Origin of the sequence: Solwaraspora sp. WMMD937 (genome assembly GCF_029581175.1) — a bacterium.
Lineage (GTDB): Bacteria > Actinomycetota > Actinomycetes > Mycobacteriales > Micromonosporaceae > Micromonospora_E.
Window position 1 is genome coordinate 6,422,294 of record NZ_CP120738.1, and the last position, 18,841, is coordinate 6,441,134.

The 18,841-nt window shown below is 71.3% G+C and carries 15 protein-coding genes; 4 read left to right on the top strand and 11 right to left on the bottom strand.

What is annotated here, in order from left to right; translation table 11 throughout:
- The first annotated feature begins 116 nt into the window (after positions 1–116).
- Together O7621_RS28375 and O7621_RS28380 are read left to right on the top strand one after the other, a co-directional pair.
- Entirely contained in the window at positions 117–629 is a 513-nt protein-coding gene (locus O7621_RS28375) for a DinB family protein (RefSeq protein ID WP_282232036.1), read from the top strand.
- A 115-nt stretch (positions 630–744) separates the two neighbouring features.
- The gene (locus O7621_RS28380) at positions 745–1,398 is read left to right on the top strand and encodes an SAM-dependent methyltransferase (RefSeq protein WP_282232037.1); all 654 of its coding nucleotides are present in this window, start codon (positions 745–747) and stop codon (positions 1,396–1,398) included.
- Positions 1,399–1,449: 51 nt separating this feature from the next.
- Here the strand turns inward: O7621_RS28380 and O7621_RS28385 are convergent, their stop codons facing one another.
- Positions 1,450–2,124 (bottom strand): TrkA family potassium uptake protein, encoded by a 675-nt coding sequence (locus O7621_RS28385; protein WP_282232038.1) that lies wholly within the window; start codon positions 2,122–2,124, stop codon positions 1,450–1,452.
- On the bottom strand, positions 2,117–3,550 hold the full coding sequence (locus O7621_RS28390) for a TrkH family potassium uptake protein (RefSeq protein WP_282232039.1): 1,434 nt from the start codon (positions 3,548–3,550) through the stop codon (positions 2,117–2,119). The genes O7621_RS28385 and O7621_RS28390 overlap by 8 nt, the downstream gene beginning before the upstream one ends.
- Between O7621_RS28390 and O7621_RS28395 the strand changes: the two genes are divergently transcribed.
- Entirely contained in the window at positions 3,549–4,364 is an 816-nt protein-coding gene (locus O7621_RS28395; protein WP_282232040.1) for a potassium channel family protein, read from the top strand. The genes O7621_RS28390 and O7621_RS28395 overlap by 2 nt on opposite strands.
- Before the next feature lie 33 nt (positions 4,365–4,397).
- Here O7621_RS28395 and O7621_RS28400 read toward each other — a convergent pair whose 3' ends face one another.
- The 5 genes from O7621_RS28400 to O7621_RS28420 all read right to left on the bottom strand — a co-directional run bounded on the left by O7621_RS28400 (position 4,398) and on the right by O7621_RS28420 (position 13,790).
- A complete protein-coding gene (locus O7621_RS28400; protein ID WP_282232041.1) occupies positions 4,398–5,276 on the bottom strand; it encodes an LLM class flavin-dependent oxidoreductase in 879 nt (292 codons plus the stop codon).
- Between the two features lie 56 nt (positions 5,277–5,332).
- A complete protein-coding gene (locus O7621_RS28405) occupies positions 5,333–7,402 on the bottom strand; it encodes a glycogen debranching N-terminal domain-containing protein (protein WP_282232042.1) in 2,070 nt (689 codons plus the stop codon).
- A complete protein-coding gene (locus O7621_RS28410) occupies positions 7,399–7,830 on the bottom strand; it encodes an SCP2 sterol-binding domain-containing protein (RefSeq protein WP_282232044.1) in 432 nt (143 codons plus the stop codon). Before O7621_RS28410 ends, O7621_RS28405 begins: the two co-directional genes overlap by 4 nt.
- Positions 7,831–7,939: 109 nt before the next feature.
- Entirely contained in the window at positions 7,940–8,602 is a 663-nt protein-coding gene (locus tag O7621_RS28415; protein ID WP_282232045.1) for a GNAT family N-acetyltransferase, read from the bottom strand.
- Positions 8,603–8,723: 121 nt separating this feature from the next.
- On the bottom strand, positions 8,724–13,790 hold the full coding sequence (locus tag O7621_RS28420) for an NAD-glutamate dehydrogenase (RefSeq protein ID WP_282232046.1): 5,067 nt from the start codon (positions 13,788–13,790) through the stop codon (positions 8,724–8,726).
- 249 nt (positions 13,791–14,039) lie between these two features.
- Here O7621_RS28420 and O7621_RS28425 point away from each other — a divergent pair, with 249 nt between their 5' ends.
- The gene (locus O7621_RS28425) at positions 14,040–15,965 is read left to right on the top strand and encodes a penicillin-binding transpeptidase domain-containing protein (RefSeq protein WP_282232047.1); all 1,926 of its coding nucleotides are present in this window, start codon (positions 14,040–14,042) and stop codon (positions 15,963–15,965) included.
- Positions 15,966–16,010: 45 nt separating this feature from the next.
- Here O7621_RS28425 and O7621_RS28430 read toward each other — a convergent pair whose 3' ends face one another.
- The 4 genes from O7621_RS28430 to O7621_RS28445 form a co-directional block, all read right to left on the bottom strand.
- Complete coding sequence (locus tag O7621_RS28430; protein WP_282232048.1) at positions 16,011–16,385, bottom strand: type II toxin-antitoxin system VapC family toxin; 375 nt, start codon at positions 16,383–16,385, stop codon at positions 16,011–16,013.
- Positions 16,382–16,636: a type II toxin-antitoxin system prevent-host-death family antitoxin gene (locus O7621_RS28435; RefSeq protein ID WP_282232049.1), complete on the bottom strand. Its 255-nt coding sequence runs from the start codon at positions 16,634–16,636 to the stop codon at positions 16,382–16,384. The genes O7621_RS28430 and O7621_RS28435 overlap by 4 nt, the downstream gene beginning before the upstream one ends.
- Positions 16,637–16,710: 74 nt before the next feature.
- The gene (locus O7621_RS28440; protein WP_282232050.1) at positions 16,711–17,907 is read right to left on the bottom strand and encodes an arginase family protein; all 1,197 of its coding nucleotides are present in this window, start codon (positions 17,905–17,907) and stop codon (positions 16,711–16,713) included.
- 9 nt (positions 17,908–17,916) lie between these two features.
- Positions 17,917–18,837, bottom strand: coding sequence for a tetratricopeptide repeat protein (locus O7621_RS28445; protein WP_281551309.1), 921 nt, complete (start codon positions 18,835–18,837; stop codon positions 17,917–17,919).
- Positions 18,838–18,841: the final 4 nt, after the last annotated feature.

An 18,841-nucleotide genomic window follows, 5' to 3' on the forward strand; every position in this document is an offset into this window, starting at 1 on the left:
CAGGCGGCGGGCCATGGCACGTTGATAGCCTGCGGCCGCCGTGGCCGGCCGGGCAGGGTCGCCACGGCCCAGCCCAGGACCGGGGACATCGACGCCCCAGGGAGGAGACAGGCCCGGTGAATTCGAGCGCGCTGCTGGTGGAGACCTTCGACCGGCTGCCCGAGCTGGTCCGCGCGGCGGTCGACGGCCTGGGCCCGGAGCAGCTGCGCTGGTCGCCGAGGTCGGGCACGAACCCGATTGGCTGGCTGGTCTGGCACCTGACCCGGGTCCAGGACGACCATCTGGCCGAGGTGATGGGCGAGCCGCAGGTCTGGGTCGGCGACGGCTGGGCGCGGCGGTTCGGCCTGACCGCCGATCCGGCCGACACCGGGTACGGGCACAGCGCCGAGCAGGTGGCCGCGGTGGCGCCGGAGAGCGCCGCCGTGCTGGTCGACTACTACATGGCGGTCGCCGACCGGACCCGGCGGTTCCTGGTCGGCCTGACCGACGCCGACCTGGACCGGATCGTCGACGAACGGTGGGACCCGCCGGTCACCCTCGGCGCACGGCTGGTCAGCGTGGTCAACGACGACCTGCAGCACGTAGGTCAGGCCGGGTGGCTCCGAGGGCTGCTCAGCGCGACCAGCTGACCGCGACCGGCTACCCTTTTGACGCGGTGTGCCGCAATAGGCATGCTGTGTCTCGGGCCCGAGGCAGACCCTGTCTCCCGGCTCGCCGGAGCACCCGCGCAGAGGAGTTCCCCTCATGTCCGTTCCCGTGTCGGAAAGCGCCACCACGTCGCAGCCCGCGCCGGTTCCGGCTGCCCGACGCGGCGGCGACGCCGGGGCGTTCCTCCGCGAGTTCCTCCGGTCGCCCACCCGGATCGGTGCGGTCGCTCCCAGCTCGCAGCGGTTGGCCGAGGCGATCACCGCGCCGATCCCGGAACGCGGCGACCCGGTCGTCGTCGAGCTCGGGCCCGGCACCGGCGCCTTCACCGGGGTGATCCAGCGGCGGCTCGGCGGCCGGGGTCGACACCTGGCGATCGAGCTCAGCCCGACCCTCGCCGACCTGCTGGCCGGCCGACACCCGCAGGTCGAGGTGATCGTCGGCAACGCCGCCGACTGCCGGGCCCTGGTGGCCGGGCGGGGCCTGGCCACCGCCGACGTGGTGGTCAGCGGGCTGCCGTGGGTCTCCTTCCCGCGTGATCTGCAGTCGTCCGCCCTCGGTGCGGTGTGCGACGTGCTGGGAGCGGACGGAGCGTTCACCACGTTCGCGTACGTACTGACCGCGCAGACCCCGCCGGCCCGTCGGTTCCGGCAACTGCTGCGGGACCGGTTCGAGGAGGTGGTGATGGGGCGTACGGTGCTCGGCAACCTGCCGCCGGCCTTCGTCTACCACGCCCGCCGGCCACGCCGCTGACCGCTCTTCCCGGCCACGCCGCTGACCGCTGAACCGCTCGCCCGCCGGGCGTCAGCCGGACTCGGCGAACCGCTCCACGTCGTCGATCCTGCCGAGCACCAGGACGATGTCGCCGTACATCAGCACGGTGTCCGGGGTGGCGTAGGTGAACCGGGCGTCCGGGCCCCGTACCTCGCTCTTCACCGCCACCACCGTCACGCCGTACCGGGACCGGACCCGCGACTCGCGCAACGGCACGCTGACCGCGTCCTGCGGCGGAGTCGTCTTGACCATCGCGAAGTCCCGGTCGACCTCCACGTAGTCCAGCAGCCGCCCGGTCAGCAGATGGGCGACCCGCTCGCCCATGTCGTGCTCCGGCAGGATCACGTGATGGGCACCGACCCGTTCCAGGATCCGGCCGTGCTGCCGGCTGATCGCCTTCGCCCAGATGTCCGCCACGCCGAGCTCGGCGAGCAACGAGGTGGCCAGGATGCTGGCCTGGATGTCGGTGCCGATGCCGACCACCGCCCGGTGAAACTCGTTCACCCCGAGCTGGCGCAGCGCCTCGACGTCGGTGGCGTCGGCGGTGGCCAGATGCGGCAGCTGCCCGCTGTAGCTCTGGGTGGTCCGGGCATCGCCATCGATACCGAGCACCTCGGTGCCCCGGTTGTTGAGTTCGACGGCGAGCGCCCCGCCAAATCGGCCGAGCCCGATCACCACCACCGGTTCGTTGCGTGCGTCAGCCAACGATGATCCTCTCCTCCGGAAGTTCGTAGCGCCGGCTCCGTTCCCGCAGCGCCAGTGCCGACGCCACGGTCAACGGCCCGATCCGGCCCATGAACATCAGCACGACCAGCAGGACGTCGGCCGCTGGTGGCAGGCCGGCGGTGATGCCGGTGGACAGCCCGACGGTGCCGAACGCCGAGACGACCTCGAACAGCACCTGGTCGAGCGGGTACCGGGTCATGGCGAGCAGGGTGAAGGTGGCCACCGCCACCGCGCCGAGGGACAGCAGCAGCACCGCGAGCGCCTGCCGCTGGTTGCCCTCCGGCACCCGACGGGAGCCGACGTTCACCCGGGTCTCGCCGCGCGTCTCGGCCCACAGCACAAAGGCCAGCAGGCCGACCGTGGTCACCTTGACCCCGCCGGCGGTGCCGGCGCTGCCGCCACCGATGAACATCAGGATGTCGCTGAGCAGCAGACTCTCCGGCCGCATGGCCGCGATGTCGACGCTGTTGAACCCAGCGGTACGGGTCATCACCGAGGCGAAGAAGCCGGCCAGCACCTTGTGCGCGCCGTCGAGTGGGCCGAACGTCGCCGGGTTGCGCAGCTCGACCAGGGTGAACACGATGGTGCCGACGGCCAGCAGGCTGGCCGTCAGCACCACGGTGATCCGGGTCAGCACCGACCAGAGGCGGGGACGGTGCCAGCACCGGAGCAGTTCGAAGACCACCGGGAAGCCGAGTCCGCCGACGATCACCGCCAGGGCGACGGTGGTGGTGATCCAGGGATCGGCGGCAAAGCGCATCAGACTGTCGGCATACAGGGCGAAGCCGGCGTTGTTGAACGCCGAGACCGCGTGGAACACCCCGTGGTACGCGGCCCGACCCCACGGGTAGTCGTAGCCGACCGCGAACCGTACGGTCAGCACCACCGCGACCACGAGTTCACTGGCCAGGCTGAACAGCACGATGTTGCGCACCACCCGGCGGACGTCGCGCAGGCTCAGCGTCTTGGTCTCCGCCTGGGCGAGAAACCGGGCCCGCAGGCCGAGGCGGCGGGACAGCAGTACGGTGAACAGCGTCGCCAGGGTCATGATGCCCAGTCCGCCGATCTGGATCAGGCCCATGATCACCAGTTGGCCGAACGCCGACCAGTGACCCCCCGTGTCGACCACCACCAGCCCGGTCACGCAGACCGCGGAGGTCGCGGTGAACAGGGCGTCGATCAGCGGCGGCGAGGTGCCGGACCGGCTCGCCGCCGGCAGCATCAGCAGCGCCGTACCGAGCGCGATGGCGGCAGCGAACCCGCCGGCGATCACCTGGGCCGGGTGCTGGAACCGGTCGGCACCGCGCCGCCACATCGGGACCCGCCACCGACGACGCCGGCCAGCCGAGGTCGCGGTGGGGCCGGTGGCGGGCCGGTTGCCGCCATCAGGCAGCCTGTCGGGCATGTCTCTCCAGGATCCGGGGCCCGACCCCCACCGCGAGGACCGAACCGCCAGGTGGGAGCGCCAGACAGCGGCCGGGTTGACCGTGCTCGCCGTGGCGTTCCTCGTCGTCTATGCCGCGCCCATTCTCTACCCGCAGATGCCGGCGCGCTGGCACGCCGTGTGTGTCGCTGCCAACATCGTGATCTGGGCGCTTTTCTGGGTCGACTACCTCGTCCGGCTGTGGCTGGCCGGCGACCGGTGGCGGTTCGTCCGCGCCAACCTGTTCGACCTGATCGTGCTGCTGCTGCCCATTCTCCGGCCGTTGCGGATGCTCCGGCTGGTCACCGCGGTGCTCCTGCTGACCCGGCGCACCGAGGTCTGGGCGCGTGGCCGGCTGGCGCTCTACGTCGGCTCGACCACTGTCCTGCTGGTGATCGTCTCCGCGCTGGCGGTGCTGGACGCCGAACGCAGCCACCCGGACGGTGCGATCAACACCTATCCGGACGCGCTGTGGTGGTCGGTGGTCACCATCACGACCGTCGGCTACGGCGACTACTACCCGATCACCAGCACCGGCCGGTTCGTGGCGCTGGCCCTGATGATCGGCGGTATCGGCCTGATCGGTTTCGTCACCGGTTCGCTGGCCAGCTGGATCGTGGAACGCATCTCCGCAGCGGGCGACGCCGACACCACCGAGTCGCCGGCGACCCGCGCCGACGTCGTCGCGCTCACCGAGGAACTCGCCGCGTTGCGGGCCGAGGTGGCCGGACTGCGGGCCGACCGCCAGCCCAGTGCCGAGCTGCCCGGACCACGGCCGGCCGACCGGTCCGGTTGACGCCTCGTCGCGGGCGGCGCTCGGCGGGCAGAGTCATGCCCGCAACTGCGGCAGTACGTCGGTCGCCACCTCAGCCAGCACCTGCTCGTCACCGGCGTACCAACTGCTCCGGCGCGGCCAGTGGGTGATCACATCGGTGAAGCCGAGCGCGGCGGCCCGAGCGACCGCGTCGGCGAAGAAGTCGGCGCTGGTCAGCGAGAAGACCGGTGCCGAGTCCAGCGACAGGTACCGGCGCAGGTCGTCCCGGTCCCGTCCGGCCCGGTCCACCGCCGCGTCGCACCGCCGCGTCAACTGGGCCACCGAGGCCCACCAGGCGGCTTGGTCGTCGAATACGGTGCCGGTGGTCACCCAGCCGGCGCCGTACCGGGCGACCAGGTCCAACGACCGGGGCCCGTTGGCGGCCATGACGAACGGCACCCGGGGCCACTGGCGGCAGCCGGGCGTGCTGCGGGCGTCCACCGCCTGGAAGTACCGGCCCTGCCAGGTCACCCGGTCGGTGCGCAGCAGCAGGTCGAGCAGCTCGACGAACTCGGCGTACCGGTCGACACGGGCGCGCGGTGTCAACGGCTTGGCGCCGAGCACCGTGGCGTCGAATCCGAGCCCGCCGGCGCCGACCCCGAGCAGCAGCCGGCCGGCGGAGATGTCGTCCAACGCGGTGACCTCGCGGGCGAAGTGCACCGGGTGCCGGAAGTTCGGTGAGGCCACCAGGGTGCCGAGCGGGATCCGGGCGGTGACGGACGCGGCGGCGGCCAGCGTCGGGACAGCGTCGAACCACGGCCCGTCGACCAGGTCCCGCCACCCCAGATGGTCGTAGGTCCAGGCGTGGTCGAAGCCCCACTCCTCGGCCTGGCGCCAGCGGCGCGACGTCACCGACCACGGCTCGTCCGGCAAGATCACTATCCCTACCCGCACGGTCGACACCCTACGCCCGGATGTCCCGGGCCGGCCGGACGCCCGGATGCCCCGGGTCAGGCCGGCTCGCGGTCCTTTCGATGGATGTCCATCCGACCGCGTCCGAACGCGTCGATATGGCCCCACCTGCCGGGAATGTCCAACAGTTCGATCCGGCCCATGCTGATCGGCAACGCCGGGTCGACCACCAGGTGCTCACCCTGCGGCTCCAGGCCGAGCAGGGTCCGCAGCAGCAGCAGGGTGGCCCCGGTCGACCAGGCCTGCGGGCTGCAGGAGGTCGGATACTCCACCGGATACTTGGTCAGCGCCCGGTCGTAGCCGCCGAACGCCTCCGGCAGCCGGCCGTTGAAGTACTGCGCGGCGTTGATGATCCCGTCAGCGATCCGGGCCGACTCCTCGACGAAGCCGTACTTGCGCAGGCCCCAGGCGATGAACGAGTTGTCGAACGGCCAGACCGTGCCGACGTGGTAGCCGATCGGATTGAACCGGCCCTCCCCCTCGGCAAGGGTCCGCACCCCCCAGCCGGAGAACATCCGCGGGCTGACCAGGTGCTTGGCGATCTTCTTGGCCTTGCCGACATCGACGATGCCGCTCCACAGCAGGTGGCCTATGTTCGACGACAACGCGTCGACCTGGCCGCCCTCCGGGTCCAGCGCGAGCGCGAAGTACTCCCCGTCGGCGACCCAGAAGTCCCGGTTGAACCGATGTTTCAGGTCGGCCGCCTCCCGCTCCAACTGGTCGGCGTACCCTGGGTCGTGCCAGATCTCGCGGGCCAGCCGGGCGCCGCGCATCTTGGCGTCGTACGCGTACCCCTGCAGCTCACAGGTCGCCCGGGGGTAGCCGGGCAGCCGGCCGTCGCGGTAGCAGATCGCATCCCAGGAGTCCTTCCAGCACTGGTTCTCCAGCCCGGTCTCCTCGTTGCGCCGCTCGTACCACAGGTAGCCGTTATTGAGCAGATCACCGTAGGTGTCGATCCAGCACAGCGCCTGCCGGGCCTCGGCCTCCAAGGCCCGGACCAGCTTGACATCGCCGCTCCACCGCTCGTACTCGTCGAGCAGCACGACGAACAGCGGGGTCGAGTCGGCTGCCCCGAAGTACGGAGTGTGCGGCTGCTCCTCGAAGGCCGACGACTCGCCGTACCGGATCTCGTGCAGGATCTTTCCCGGTTCCTCGTCCCGGAAGTCGTCGAGCTTGCTGCCCTGCAACCCGCCGAGCAGCCGCAGGGTAGACGCCGCCAGTTCCGGAGCGAACGGCAATGCCTGCAGGCTGGTGAAGATGCTGTCCCGGCCGAACATGGTGGCGAACCACGGCACACCGGCGGCCGGCACCGACTGGCCGGCCAGCGACAACGGGGTGTAGCGCAGCGCGGCCAGATCCACCAGGCTCCGCCGGTACGTCGACGCGAGCGGCTCACACTCGCAGGACAGTCGAGGTGCCCGGGCGATCCACTCGTCCAGTTCCCGGCGCATCTCCGGCTTGGCCCGGTCAAAGTGCTGACCGAGCATCCCTTCGCGCAGGTCACGACCGTCCGGACCGATCGCCGTGGTCTTCACCTTGATGTGGGTGACCCAGCGGCCGTGCGGCTCGATGACGATGGTGAAGCTCAGTCCGTGCTCGTCGATCGCTGCCGGCTCGCTGCTGGAGATGACCGTCTCCCGGTGGAAGCTTTCCCGCTGGTAGCCGAGCCGCAGGCAGTCCCGGTCGACGTGGGCGTAGTGCTTACCGACCTTGTTCCGGACGTCCTTGATCTCGAACAGGTCGGCAAAGTCACTGCCCGCCTCCAGCCGGACTTTCAGCTCCACCGGCTCCTGGGCATGGTTGAGAATGGTTATTTCCTCGTCGAAGCTGCCGCCCACCCAGCGCTGCCGGATCACCGACATCTCGGCGTCGACGTAGTGGGTCGGCTCGCCGGGCACCAGGAAGAACCGTGCCTCGAAGTACTGCAGGTCATCGACCGACAGTGAGGACAGCCGCTCACCGTCAATGGTCAGCTGCCACTTCGACAGGAACCGGGTGTCGAACGAGAACAGCCCGGTGGGTGCCGCCGGAGAGGCGTCGATGTCGCCCTGACTGTCACTGACCACGAAGGTGTTACCGTCCAGGATACTGACCATTCCCTCGGTCATTGCTCAGTCCTCTCCCGCCGGGCGAACGCGCGTGGGTCGTGGGAACCGGGTGGGCCGGGCATCATCCGCTCGATCAGGATCAGCAGGCGAAGATCGCCGAGCACCATGATGTCGCCGCGTAACATCGCCGCCATCGGGTTGATCTCGCCCCGGGCCATCCCTTCGAAGACCTCCTGATCGGTACGCAGCACGCTCTCTGCGTCCCGCTGCTCGCGCACCAGGCTGGCCCGGCCGTCATCGAAGGTGACGAACCAGTAGTCCACCTGTTCGTCGTGTGCCAGGTCGAACCGCACCGTCCCGGAGATCTGCCGCAGCAGCGCCGCGTTCTCCTTATGGCCGAGGCGGTCGAAGAACTCCCGCGTCGCCGGCATCGGTTCACGCGCCGAGGCCGTCCGTGTGGTCTGCGCCCGCTGCGTCGTCTGCGGCATGATCCGCTCCCTCCACCCAGTGGCAGGGTCGCGGCCGATTGGGTGGTACGGCATCACCCGTACCGAGTGAAGCCGGCCCGGTTGTCGGGCCAGGAGCGCCGGTGCTCGATCAGTCGGCGGAGATGCCGTACGCGGTCCAGCCCCGGTCGCGGAACCCGGCGGCCGAGGCCACCTTCGCCGACGCGGCGTTGCCCACCGCGTGCAGGTAGGTGGGGACGGCGCCGCCGTCGAGCACCCGACGGGCGGCCTGGGCGACCAGCCGGCGGGCCAGACCACGACCACGCGCCGCCGGTACGGTGCCGACCGCGATCTCCTGGCCGTGCGCGTCGTGCCGCTTCAGCCCGACCCCGGCCAGGAACGTCCCCTCGGCGTCCCGGGCGACCAGCACCGGGTTGGTGAACTGCCGCAGCCAGGGCGGCAACGACTCGTCAGCGGAGTCGATCCAGTCCCCGGCGTCGGGCAGCGGCGCCGGCGCCAGACAGTACCGGAACACGGTGCGCTGCGCCCGCCAGCCAGGACGGCCGACCGCGGTGGGCAACTTGGCCAGCAGATCGGTGAGCGGCAGGTCGGTCAACGCGCGTACCGCCTCGACCTTGTCGGGTGGCACGGACAGCACCGCGCCGCCGGGCGCCCCGACGCCGACCACCGGATGCAGCCGGCCGTCCCAGCCCGGTCGGACTCGCCGCTCCGAGCCGACCACCTGCAACGCCCGGCCGGCCGGCCACTGGCCCAGCCAGCTGACCAGATGGTGGTAGAGACGCTTGTCCAGCATCCTGCCTGCCTCCTGCCGTACGGAACGGCCCGCACGCCGCCCTGATGGAGAAGCCGTTCACCCGCCCGGAAACGCCTCTGTCTACCCTGCCGAAAGTATGCAGCTTTTCCGGCCGATGTGGTCAGTTGGCCGAAGATGTGCGAACCAGTGTCCGGATCTGGCGCAGCAGCACCGACAGTGCGGCGAGGTCGGCCGGTGAGTGGGCGAAGTCCTCCATCGCCCGCCGTACCCGGGCCACCGCGCTGGCGTTGTCCAGCTCCCACTGTTCGGCCCGGTCCTGCACCGCCAGCTCACTCGGGGTGGAGGTGAGCACCTCGACGGTGAGCGCCGCCAGCGCGGCGTACAGGTCGTAGCGCAGCGCGGTGCGGGCCAGCGTCTGCCAGCGGTCCCCCCGGGGTAGCAACGAGATCTTGCTCAGCAGCCAGTCGACCCGGAACCGTTCGGACAGCATGAAGTACACCGACGCGACCTCGGTGACGTAGCAGCCGGTGTCGGCGGCGGTCTCCACCACGTCGAGCAGCCCGAAGCTGTACATGATCCGAGTGGCCCGGTCGGCGAGATCCGGCGGCAGACCGCGACCGGTCATGGTGTCGACGTGGGCCCGCAGCGACTCCCGCTCGTCGCCCCGGAAGTAGTCGCCCAGCTCCGGCAGCAGTCGCGAGACCCCTTCGCGCAGCCGGGCGGTCTCGCCCGACACGTCCAGCGGGGACTTGCGGTTGGTGACCAGCCAGCGGACGGCCCGGTCCAGCAGTCGCCGACTCTCCAGGTAGACCGCAACCTGCGCGGCGGTGTCGACCACATTGTCCAGTGCGTCGATGTCGGCCCACAGCGTGTCGAGCCCGAACACGTCGCGGACCACCACGTAGGCCCGCAGCACGTCGGCGGCCGACGCTCCGGTCTCCTCCATCGTCCGGTAGACGAAGGACATGCCGCCCCGGTTGACCGCCTCGTTGACCAGGCTGGTCACCACGATCTCCCGGCGCAGTCGGTGGTCGGTCATCCGGGCGCCGTACCGCTCGCGCAGCGGCGTCGGGAAGTAGTCGGCCAGCACCCGGTCGGTCCACGCCTCGTCGGGCAGCCCGTCGGCCAGCACCTGCCCCTCGATGGAGATCTTGGCGTAGGCGAGCAGCACCGCGAACTCGGGCAGGGTCAACCCGTCCGCGCCGGCGCGGATCCGCTCCGCCAGATCGTCGTCGGACGGCAGCGCCTCCAACTCCCGGTCCAGCTGCCCGGACTGTTCCAGGTCGGTGATCATCCGCCGGTGCACCGGCAGCAGCGGACGTGCCTGGGCGCAGGCGTTGGCCAGGGCCCGAGCCTGGTCGTAGTTGTCCCGCAGCACCAGCGCGGCGACCTCGTCGGTCATCTCCACGAGCAACGCGTCACGCTGCGGTACGGTCAGCTCGCCATCGGCCACCGCGCCGCCCAGCAGGATCTTGATGTTGACCTCGTGGTCGGAGCAGTCCACGCCTGCCGAGTTGTCGATGAAGTCGGTGTAGATCCGCCCGCCGGCGGTCGCGTACTCGATCCGGCCACGCTGGGTGAGCCCCAGGTTGCCGCCCTCGCCGACCACCTTCGCCCGCACCGACCGGCCGTCGACCCGGATCGGGTCGTTGGCCTTGTCGCCGACGTCGGCATGCGACTCGCCGGAGGCCTTGACGTAGGTGCCGATGCCGCCGTTGAACAGCAGGTCCACCGGGGCGCGCAGGATCGCCCGGATCAGCTCCGGCGGGGAGAGCAGGTCGACCCCGTCGTCGAGGCCGAGCGCCGCGCGGACCTGCCGGCTGACCGGCACCGACTTGGCGGTACGCGGGTACACGCCACCGCCAGCCGAGATCAGCCCGGTGTCGTAGTCGGCCCACGACGACCGGGGCAGGTCGAACAGCCGCCGCCGCTCGGCGTACGAGGTGGCCGCGTCCGGATCCGGGTCGAGGAAGATGTGCCGGTGGTCGAAGGCGGCGACCAGCCGGACGTGTTCGGACAGCAGCATCCCGTTGCCGAACACGTCGCCGGACATGTCACCGATGCCGACCACCGTGAAGTCCTGCCGCTGGACGTCCACCCCCAGGTCACGGAAGTGCCGCTTGACCGACTCCCAGGCCCCCCGCGCGGTGATTCCCATCTTCTTGTGGTCGTAGCCGGCCGACCCGCCGGAGGCGAACGCGTCGCCCATCCAGAAACCCCGGGAGATCGAGATCGCGTTGGCCACGTCGGAGAAGGTCGCGGTGCCCTTGTCAGCGGCGACCACCAGGTACGGGTCATCGCCGTCGTGGCGCACCACCCGCTGCGGCGGCACGATCTGCCCGGCGACGATGTTGTCGGTGACGTCCAGCAGACCGGAGATGAACTGCTGGTAGCAGGCCACCCCCTCAGCCTGGGCCGCTTCCCGGTCCGGTGGCTCGGCCGCCGCCCGACCGCGCGCGGTACCGCCGGGCTGCTTGACCACGAAGCCGCCCTTGGCGCCGACCGGCACGATCACCGCGTTCTTCACCATCTGCGCCTTGACCAGGCCGAGCACCTCGGTACGGAAGTCCTCCCGCCGGTCCGACCAGCGCAGCCCACCCCGGGCGACCTCACCGAAGCGCAGGTGCACGCCCTCGAACCGGGGCGAGTAGACGAAGATCTCGTACGCCGGCCGGGGTGCCGGCAGGTCCGGGACGGCCTGCGGGTCCAGCTTGATCGCCACGTACGGGACCGGGCGGCCGTCGGCGCCGCGCTGGTAGAAGTTGGTCCGCAGGGTGGCCAGGATCAGCGTCAGGTAGCTGCGCAGGATCCGGTCCTGGTCGAGGCTGTCCACTTCGTCGAACTGGCGGCCGATCACGGCGACCAGTTCCTGGCCGCGCCGGCGGCGGCGCTCGTCGTCGGCGTCGGGCCCCGGCGCGAACCGGGTTTCGAAGAGTTGGATCAGCAGCGCGGCGATCGCCGGGTAGGCGACGAAGGTGGACTCCATGTACTCCTGGGAGAAGACCGCGCCGGCCTGGCGCAGGTACTTCGCGTACGCCCGCAGCACCACCACCTGCCGCCAGGTCAGCCCGGCGCGCAGCACCAGCTCGTTGAGGCCGTCGATCTCCGCCTCACCGCGCCAGGCCGCCGAGAACGCGTTCTCCACGTGCGGCCGGACCTCGGCCATCGCCCGCGCGCCGACCGGCAGCCGCAGCCCGAAGTCGTACAGGTAAATCCGCTGGTCGACCCGGTCGATCTCGTACGGCCGTTCGTCGATCACCTGCACGCCGAGCGAGTGCAGCACCGGCAGCACGTCGGACAGCACCATCGGTTCGCCGTACCGGTAGACCTTGAACCGCACGTCCCGCTCGTCGACCCCGGTGCCGCCGGGTGGCCGGAACAGGTGCATCTCCAGCTGGCCGGGCTCCTCCAGCAGTTCCAGCTTGGCCAGGTCCTGGACCGCCTCGTACGCGGTGTGCTCCTCCTTGTACCCCTCCGGGTAGGCGTCGGCGTACCGCCGGTGCAGTGACTTGGCCGACTCGTCGCCCAGCTTGCGTTCCAGCACCAGCCGGAAGTCGTCCTCCCACAGCCGGGTGGCCTCGGCGAGCAGTTCGGCGAGCCGGTCCGGGTCCAGCTCGACGGGGGGCGACGCCGGGTCGGTACGCACGATGAAGTGCACCCGGGCCAGCATCGACTCGGTGACCCGGGTGGTGTAGTCGACGCCGACCCCGTTGAGCTCGCGCAGCAGGATCTGCTGCATCCGTAGCCGGTTGTGCGTGGTGAACCGGTCCCGGGGCAGGTAGATCAGGCAGGACAGGAACCGCCCGTACCCGTCGGAGCGCAGGAACAGCCGCAACTGCCGGCGGCCGGCCATCCGCAGCACCCCGAGTACGGCGTGGTAGAGGTCGTCGGTGCGGATCTGGAACAGCTCGTCGCGTGGATAGGTCTCCAGGATCTGCAGCAGGTCCTTGCCGGAATGGCTGCGTGGGCTGAGCCCGGAGCGCTCCAGCACCTCGGCGACCTTGCGCCGGACCACCGGCAGCTCCTGCACGCTGGTCCGGTACGCGGCGGTGGAGAACAGCCCGAGGAACCGGCGCTCGCCGACCACTGCCCCGGCCGAGTCGAAGACCTTGACGCCGACGTAGTCGAGGTAGGCGGCCCGGTGCACGGTGGCCCGCGAGTTGGCCTTCGTGATGATCAGCAGCCGCTGTTCCAACGCCTTCGCCGCCGCCTGCGGGGTCATCGAGGTGAGCGGGCGCGGCCGGGTCTGGTCCTGGCGCAGGATGCCCAGCCCGGAACCGAGCACCGCGACCAGCGCCTTGTCCCCGTCCGCGTTGTCGACCAGCCGGTACTCCCGGTAGCCGAGGAAGGTGAAGTGGTCGTCGGCCAGCCAGCGCAGCAGCTCGACCGAGTCGGTGAGGTCCTTCTCCGGCACCGGCGGCGCGTCGGGTGATCCGGGCTCCGCCCGGTCGAGTTCGTCGGCCAGGGCCAGCGCCCGTTGCCGCATCCGGGGCCAGTCCTCCACCGCTTCCCGTACGTCGGTGAGGACCCGCTGCAGGTCGCGGCGGAGCCGGTCCAGGTCACCGGCGATCCGGATCGGGTCGATCTCGATCCGGATCCAGCTCTCCACCAGGTCGCCGTCGATCGCGTCGTCCGGCTCGACGTCGGCCGCCACCTCGGTGAGCTGGCCGAGTGGTTCGCGGCGGACCACCACCAGCGGGTGCACCAGCAGATGGACGTCGAAGTGCCGTTCGGCCAGCAGCGCGGTCACCGAGTCGACCAGGAACGGCATGTCGTCGGTGACGATCTCGACGATCGTGTACGGCCGGCCGTCGCCGGGCGGGGTCAGCCGCAGCTTCAGCTCGCCGGGCAGCCGGTGCCCGGCCAGCTCCCGGTGCGCTCGGGCGGCGTCGAGCATCTCCTGCGGACGGCAGCCGACCAGCTCCTCGTCGGCGGCGAACCGCCAGAACCGGTCCACCAGGCAGGCGGCGTCGTGGTCGGTGTCGGCCAGCGACACCGCCTGGGCGATCAGCCGCTCGGCGCTGGGCATCGGTTCGTCGTACCCGTTGTCGTCGGTGTCGTCGACCACGGCGGCCAGCGCCGACTCCGGCGGCGCGAACGTCTGGAGGTCGAACACCTCGTCCGGATCCAGCTCGGACTGGCGGTGCGGCCCGGCGCTCTGCCGGCGACGCTGCCCGTCACCGCCCGAGGCCTGGCGTTTCGACTTCGTGACCGGACGGCGGTTCATTGGCGCAGACTCCCCTCGGCCCCACCACGCTGTGGGGTCAACCTCGGCCAAGCCTATTCCTCCCGGATCGTCGTTCCGACGGCACACCGGCCCCCCGTCGTCGGCTTGGCGACACCGTTTGACCACGTCGTGTGATATGCCCTGGACGAAACGGGACAGCGGTTCATCCGGTACCCCGAGGGACAGCGGTCCATGCGCACACGTACTACCGTTCCGGTGTCCGCCATGCGTCCGGAAGGGGGCCGTCGCATGCGCCGCAAGGCGACCGTCGCGATCGCGCTGCTACTCGTCGTCACCACACTGACCAGCTGTTCCTCCGATGACGGACCGGACGCCACAGTCGCGGCCTTCATCGACGGATGGCACTCCGGTGACCTCACCGACATCGGCTTCATCACCCCGGCCGGCGAACGGTTGCCCGCCACCGACGTCACCGAGGAGCTGACCGCCCTCGTCGGCGATCTGAAGGACACGCCGCCGCAGCTGCGCCCGGACGGCGACGCCGAGGTGACCGAGGACATCGCGACCGCCACCATCGCCGTCGAATGGACGCTCCCCGGCGATGTGCGGTGGAGCTACCCGACGTCGGTCCGGCTACGCCGGGGCGCCGACGACGCCTGGCAGATCATCTGGGAGCCGGCGATCGTCCACGAGCGGCTCGGCAGCGGCGACCAGCTGGCACTGAGCCGGCTCGCCCCGCCCCGCGGCGCCATCCTGGACGGGGCCGGGCAACCGATCGTCGCGCCGCGCCCGGTGGTGGTGGTCGGCGTACAGCCCGGCGAGGTCGACGACCCGGCCGCCCTGGCCGCCCAGCTCGACGCCGCGTTCCGGGCGATCCGACCGGCGATCAGCCCGCCGGTGGACGTCTCCGGGCTGGCGGACCGGCTCGACGCGGCGAAACCGGACGCCTTCGTCGAGGTGGTCACCCTGCGCGAGGAGGCGTACGAGCAGATTCGGGACCGGATCTACGAGCTGCCCGGCACCAAGTTCCGCCGGCAGGAGTGGGACCTGGCCCCCACCCGGGAGTTCGCCCGCGCGCTGCTCGGCACCGTCGACCCGGTGCAGCGGCAGGACATGGAGGCGCACCCCGGCCGGTACGAGGTCGGCGACCTGGTTGGCCACGGCGGCTTGCAGGGCGGGTACGAGGAGCGGCTACGCGGCGTCCCCGGGTACTCGGTGCAGATCGTCGGGACCGCCCCGGACGGCAGCGTCTCCGGCGACGAGGTGGTGTTCCGCGCCGACGCCCAGCCTGGTGAGCCGTTGCGGACCACGTTGGACACGGCCGTGCAGACCGCCGCCGACGCCGCGCTGGCCGACGAGGGGCAGCGCGCCGCGCTGGTGGCGGTGCGGGTCAGCGACGGCGCGCTGGTCGCCGTCGCCAACGGCCCCGACGGTGGTACGGAGAACCTGGCGTTGACCGCGCAGGTCCCGCCCGGCTCCACGTTCAAGATGATCAGCGCGCTCGGGCTGCTCGAAGCCGGCGCGGTCGACCCGGACGCGCCGGTCGACTGCCCGAAGACGGCCACCGTCGACGGACGCTCGTTCACCAACTCCGACGGCTTCGAGCTGGGTCGGGTGCCGTTCCGGACCGCCTTCGCCAAGTCGTGCAACACCACCTTCGTCGAGCTGGCCCCGCAGCTGGAGGCGGACGGGCTGGCCGAGGCGGGCCGGCTGCTCGGGCTGGAAGGCGAATGGCGGCTCGGCGTGTCCGCCTTCACCGGCGCGGTCTCCGCCGGTGGCCCACCGGCGGAACGGGCTGCCGCCGCCTTCGGCCAGGGCACCACGCTGGTCAGCCCGGTGGCGATGGCCGGCGCCACCGCGGCGGTCGTCCGGGGGCAGTGGCGCCAGCCGACGCTCATCGTCGAGCCGCCGCCGCCGTCGGCTGTGCCGGACGGCCCGCAGCTGGACGCGGCGGCGGTGCAGGCGCTGCGGACGATGATGCGTGAGGTGGTCACCGACGGCACCGGGCAGGCGTTGCGGGACGTGCCGGGCGAGCCGGTGCACGGCAAGACCGGCACGGCCGAGTACGACAACGACCCGGCGAACACGCACGCCTGGTTCGTCGGCTGGCAGGGCGACCTGGCCTTCGCCGTCTTCGTCGAGCAGGGCGGCTCCGGCTCCGGGCGGGCGGTCCCGATCGCTGAGCGGTTCCTGCGCGGGCTCGCCACCGACTGACCCCGGCAGCGGCACCTGGTTGGCGAAATCGATCTGACCGGCTTGTCACACCTTCAAAATGTCCACATCGTACAGCGCTATCGACGAGTCGCGGGAGGCGAGCGTCGCACCCTCGACGATCGCCTGCGCCACCAGCATCCTGTCGAAGGGATCTCGGTGATGCGCAGGTAGGCGACCAGCCGCGATCGCGTGAGCGTGGGTCACCGGCAGCTCGACGAAACCCATGTTCCGCACCTGCTCGGCGAGGTCGGTCGGGCCGGCGAGCTTTCCGGCGGCCTGCTTGATGGTGATCTCCCACAGGCTGACCGGAGACAGGAAGATGTCCGGATCGTGGCGGAGCCGGTCCAGGAGGTCGTCGCCGAGGGTGGCGTCGCCGGTGATGGCCCACAGCGCGACGTGGGTGTCCAGCAGCAAGCTCATGCGCCGACGCCGAAGTCGGCGGCGATCTCGGCGTTGGTCTGGGCCGAGTCCCAGTCCCCGGACAGGTCCAGCTGCCCCGCGAGTGAGCCGACCGCGGTCCGATTCGCCCGACGTACCAACGGCACCACCTTCGCCACCGGGGTACCTGCCCGGTCGATGATGATCTCCTCGCCGCGCTCCACCCGCTCGATGATGCGCGAGAGGTGGGTCTTGGCGTCGTGCATGTTGTAGTGCACGGCCTCGGCAGACATGACTAGACCTCCCAGTTAGCTAGCATCTTAGTCCACTCCGGCATGGTGGCGCGACGATTCCCAGCGGTGACAGATCACGTGTCGGCGGCGGACGGAGCCGGCGGTTCGGCGGCCGGCGGTTGTTGCGGCGACGGGTTGGTGGAGTCAGCGTCAGGAGGCCGCGGGGACGGCGCCTGCCGCCGTAGCCGTCCGGGCTTGGCCGCCCCGCCACCTGGCGCGCTCCGATCCGCGACCGTCAAGGTCACCGCCGGAGGCGGCACCGCCGGCCGCAGCCCGGCGACCGCCGGTGTCTCCTGCTCGGCAGGGGCGGCAACAGTCAAATCGGCTGCCTGCGACGGTGCCTCCTCAACCGGAACGCGGTCGGCGTGCACCGGACGCAGACCGGCCACCAGGGTCGAGACGATGTCGGCGGCGTAGCTGCCGTCCGGGTCGTAATCGGGGTCGAAGACGGTCAACTCGACGCCGAGGCAGTGCGGGGTGTCGACCAGGTCCGCGAGCAGCAGCTCCAGCTCGGCGAAGGCAATGCCGCCCGGGTCCGGCGCGTCGACCGCCGGCATCACCGCCGGGTCGAGCACGTCCACATCGACATGCACCCAGTAGCCGGCGCAGTCGGCCAGCTGGTCGCGGGCCCACTGGGCGCTGCGCGCCGCCCCCTCGGCACGCAACTCCGGCACCGGTCGGGTGACGATACCGGCCGCCTGCAGATCCAGCCGGTACTCGTCCTGGGCCCGGATGCCGAGCACCACGACGTCGATGTCACGGAAGTACGGCCGGCGGCCCTCGATCCCCGCCAGATCCGGCTGGCCCCGGCCGGTGACCAGGGCAAGCCCTTCGCCGGCTGCCGCACCGACGTAGGAGGCGTTGCCGGGATGCCGGAAGTCGGAGTGCCCGTCGACGTAGACCAGGCCGATCCGCCCGCCGACCGCCTCGCCGAGCCGGTGCATGGCGAGCGCCCCGCCGAGCAGGATCGAGCAGTCGCCGCCCAGCACCACCGGGAACTCCCCGGCGTCGATGACGGCACCGATCCGCCCGGCGAGGGCGATCGTGTACGCCGAGATCGACCCGGCGTGGCAGACCCCGTCGCCGGGTCGCCAGTCCGCCGGGTCGTACCGGGGCGGGGTCAGACACCCGGCGTCACGGGCGCCGAGGCGACCCACCAGCTGATGGTCCCGCAGTGCGCCGGGCGCTTTCGCGCAGCCAGGCACCGACGTCCCGGTCGGCGGTCGCAGACCGAGATTCGACGGTGCGTCCAGTACGGCGATCCGGCGCATCTGCGGGGCTCAGAACAGTGCGCTGGCCAGCGCCCGGCGGGCCCTGGTCACCGCCGGGTCGTCCGGACCGGCCATGATGAACAGCGACACCAGGTGTTTGCGGACGGTCTCCCGGTCGTCACCGGCGCTGCGCCGGACCAGGCCGATCAACCGCTGGTACGCCTGCTCCGCCTGACCGCCGAGCACCTCCACGTCGGCGGCGAGCAGCTGGGCCGGTACGTCGTCCGGGGCCGACGCCGCCGCGTCGAGCGCAGCCGCCGGCTCCACCCCCTGCACCCGGCGGGCCAGGGCGACCTGGGCCAGCCCGGCCTCGGCGGCGGTGTCCGCCGGCGCCTCGTTGAGGATCTTCCGGTAGGCCTGCTCCGCGGCGTCCAGGTCGCCCATCATCAGCGCCTCGTCGGCGGCGTTGAGCAGCGGGTTCTCCGGCTCCTCGACGGTGACGCCGCCAGCTTTGAGCACGGCGCCGATCCACTGCCGCAGTTGGGCCTCCGGCACCACACCGGCGAACGCGTCGACCGGCTGGCCGCCGACGACGGCGTACACCATGGGGATGCTCTGCACCCGGAACATCTGCGCCAGGCGCTGGTTGCTGTCCACGTCGATCTTGGCCAGCGTCCAGGCGCCACCGCCCTCGGCCGCGAGTCGCTCCAGCAGCGGCGACAGTTGCTTGCAGGGCTCGCACCACTCGGCCCAGAAGTCGATGACCACCGGTGTGGTCATCGACCGTTCGAGAACCTCGGTCTGGAAGGTCGCCTCGGTGACGTCGATGACGGCACCGGCTGCCGCCGGTGCGCCGGTCGCCGGGCCGCCACCGGCCCGGGTCGGGGTCCCGTCCGGCCGGTTCCCGCCGGCCGGCGCTGCGCTGCGCAGCGAGCTGAGGTCTACCGCGCCGCGAGTGAAAATCGACGGGGTGGTACGTGGGTCGCTCATGGTT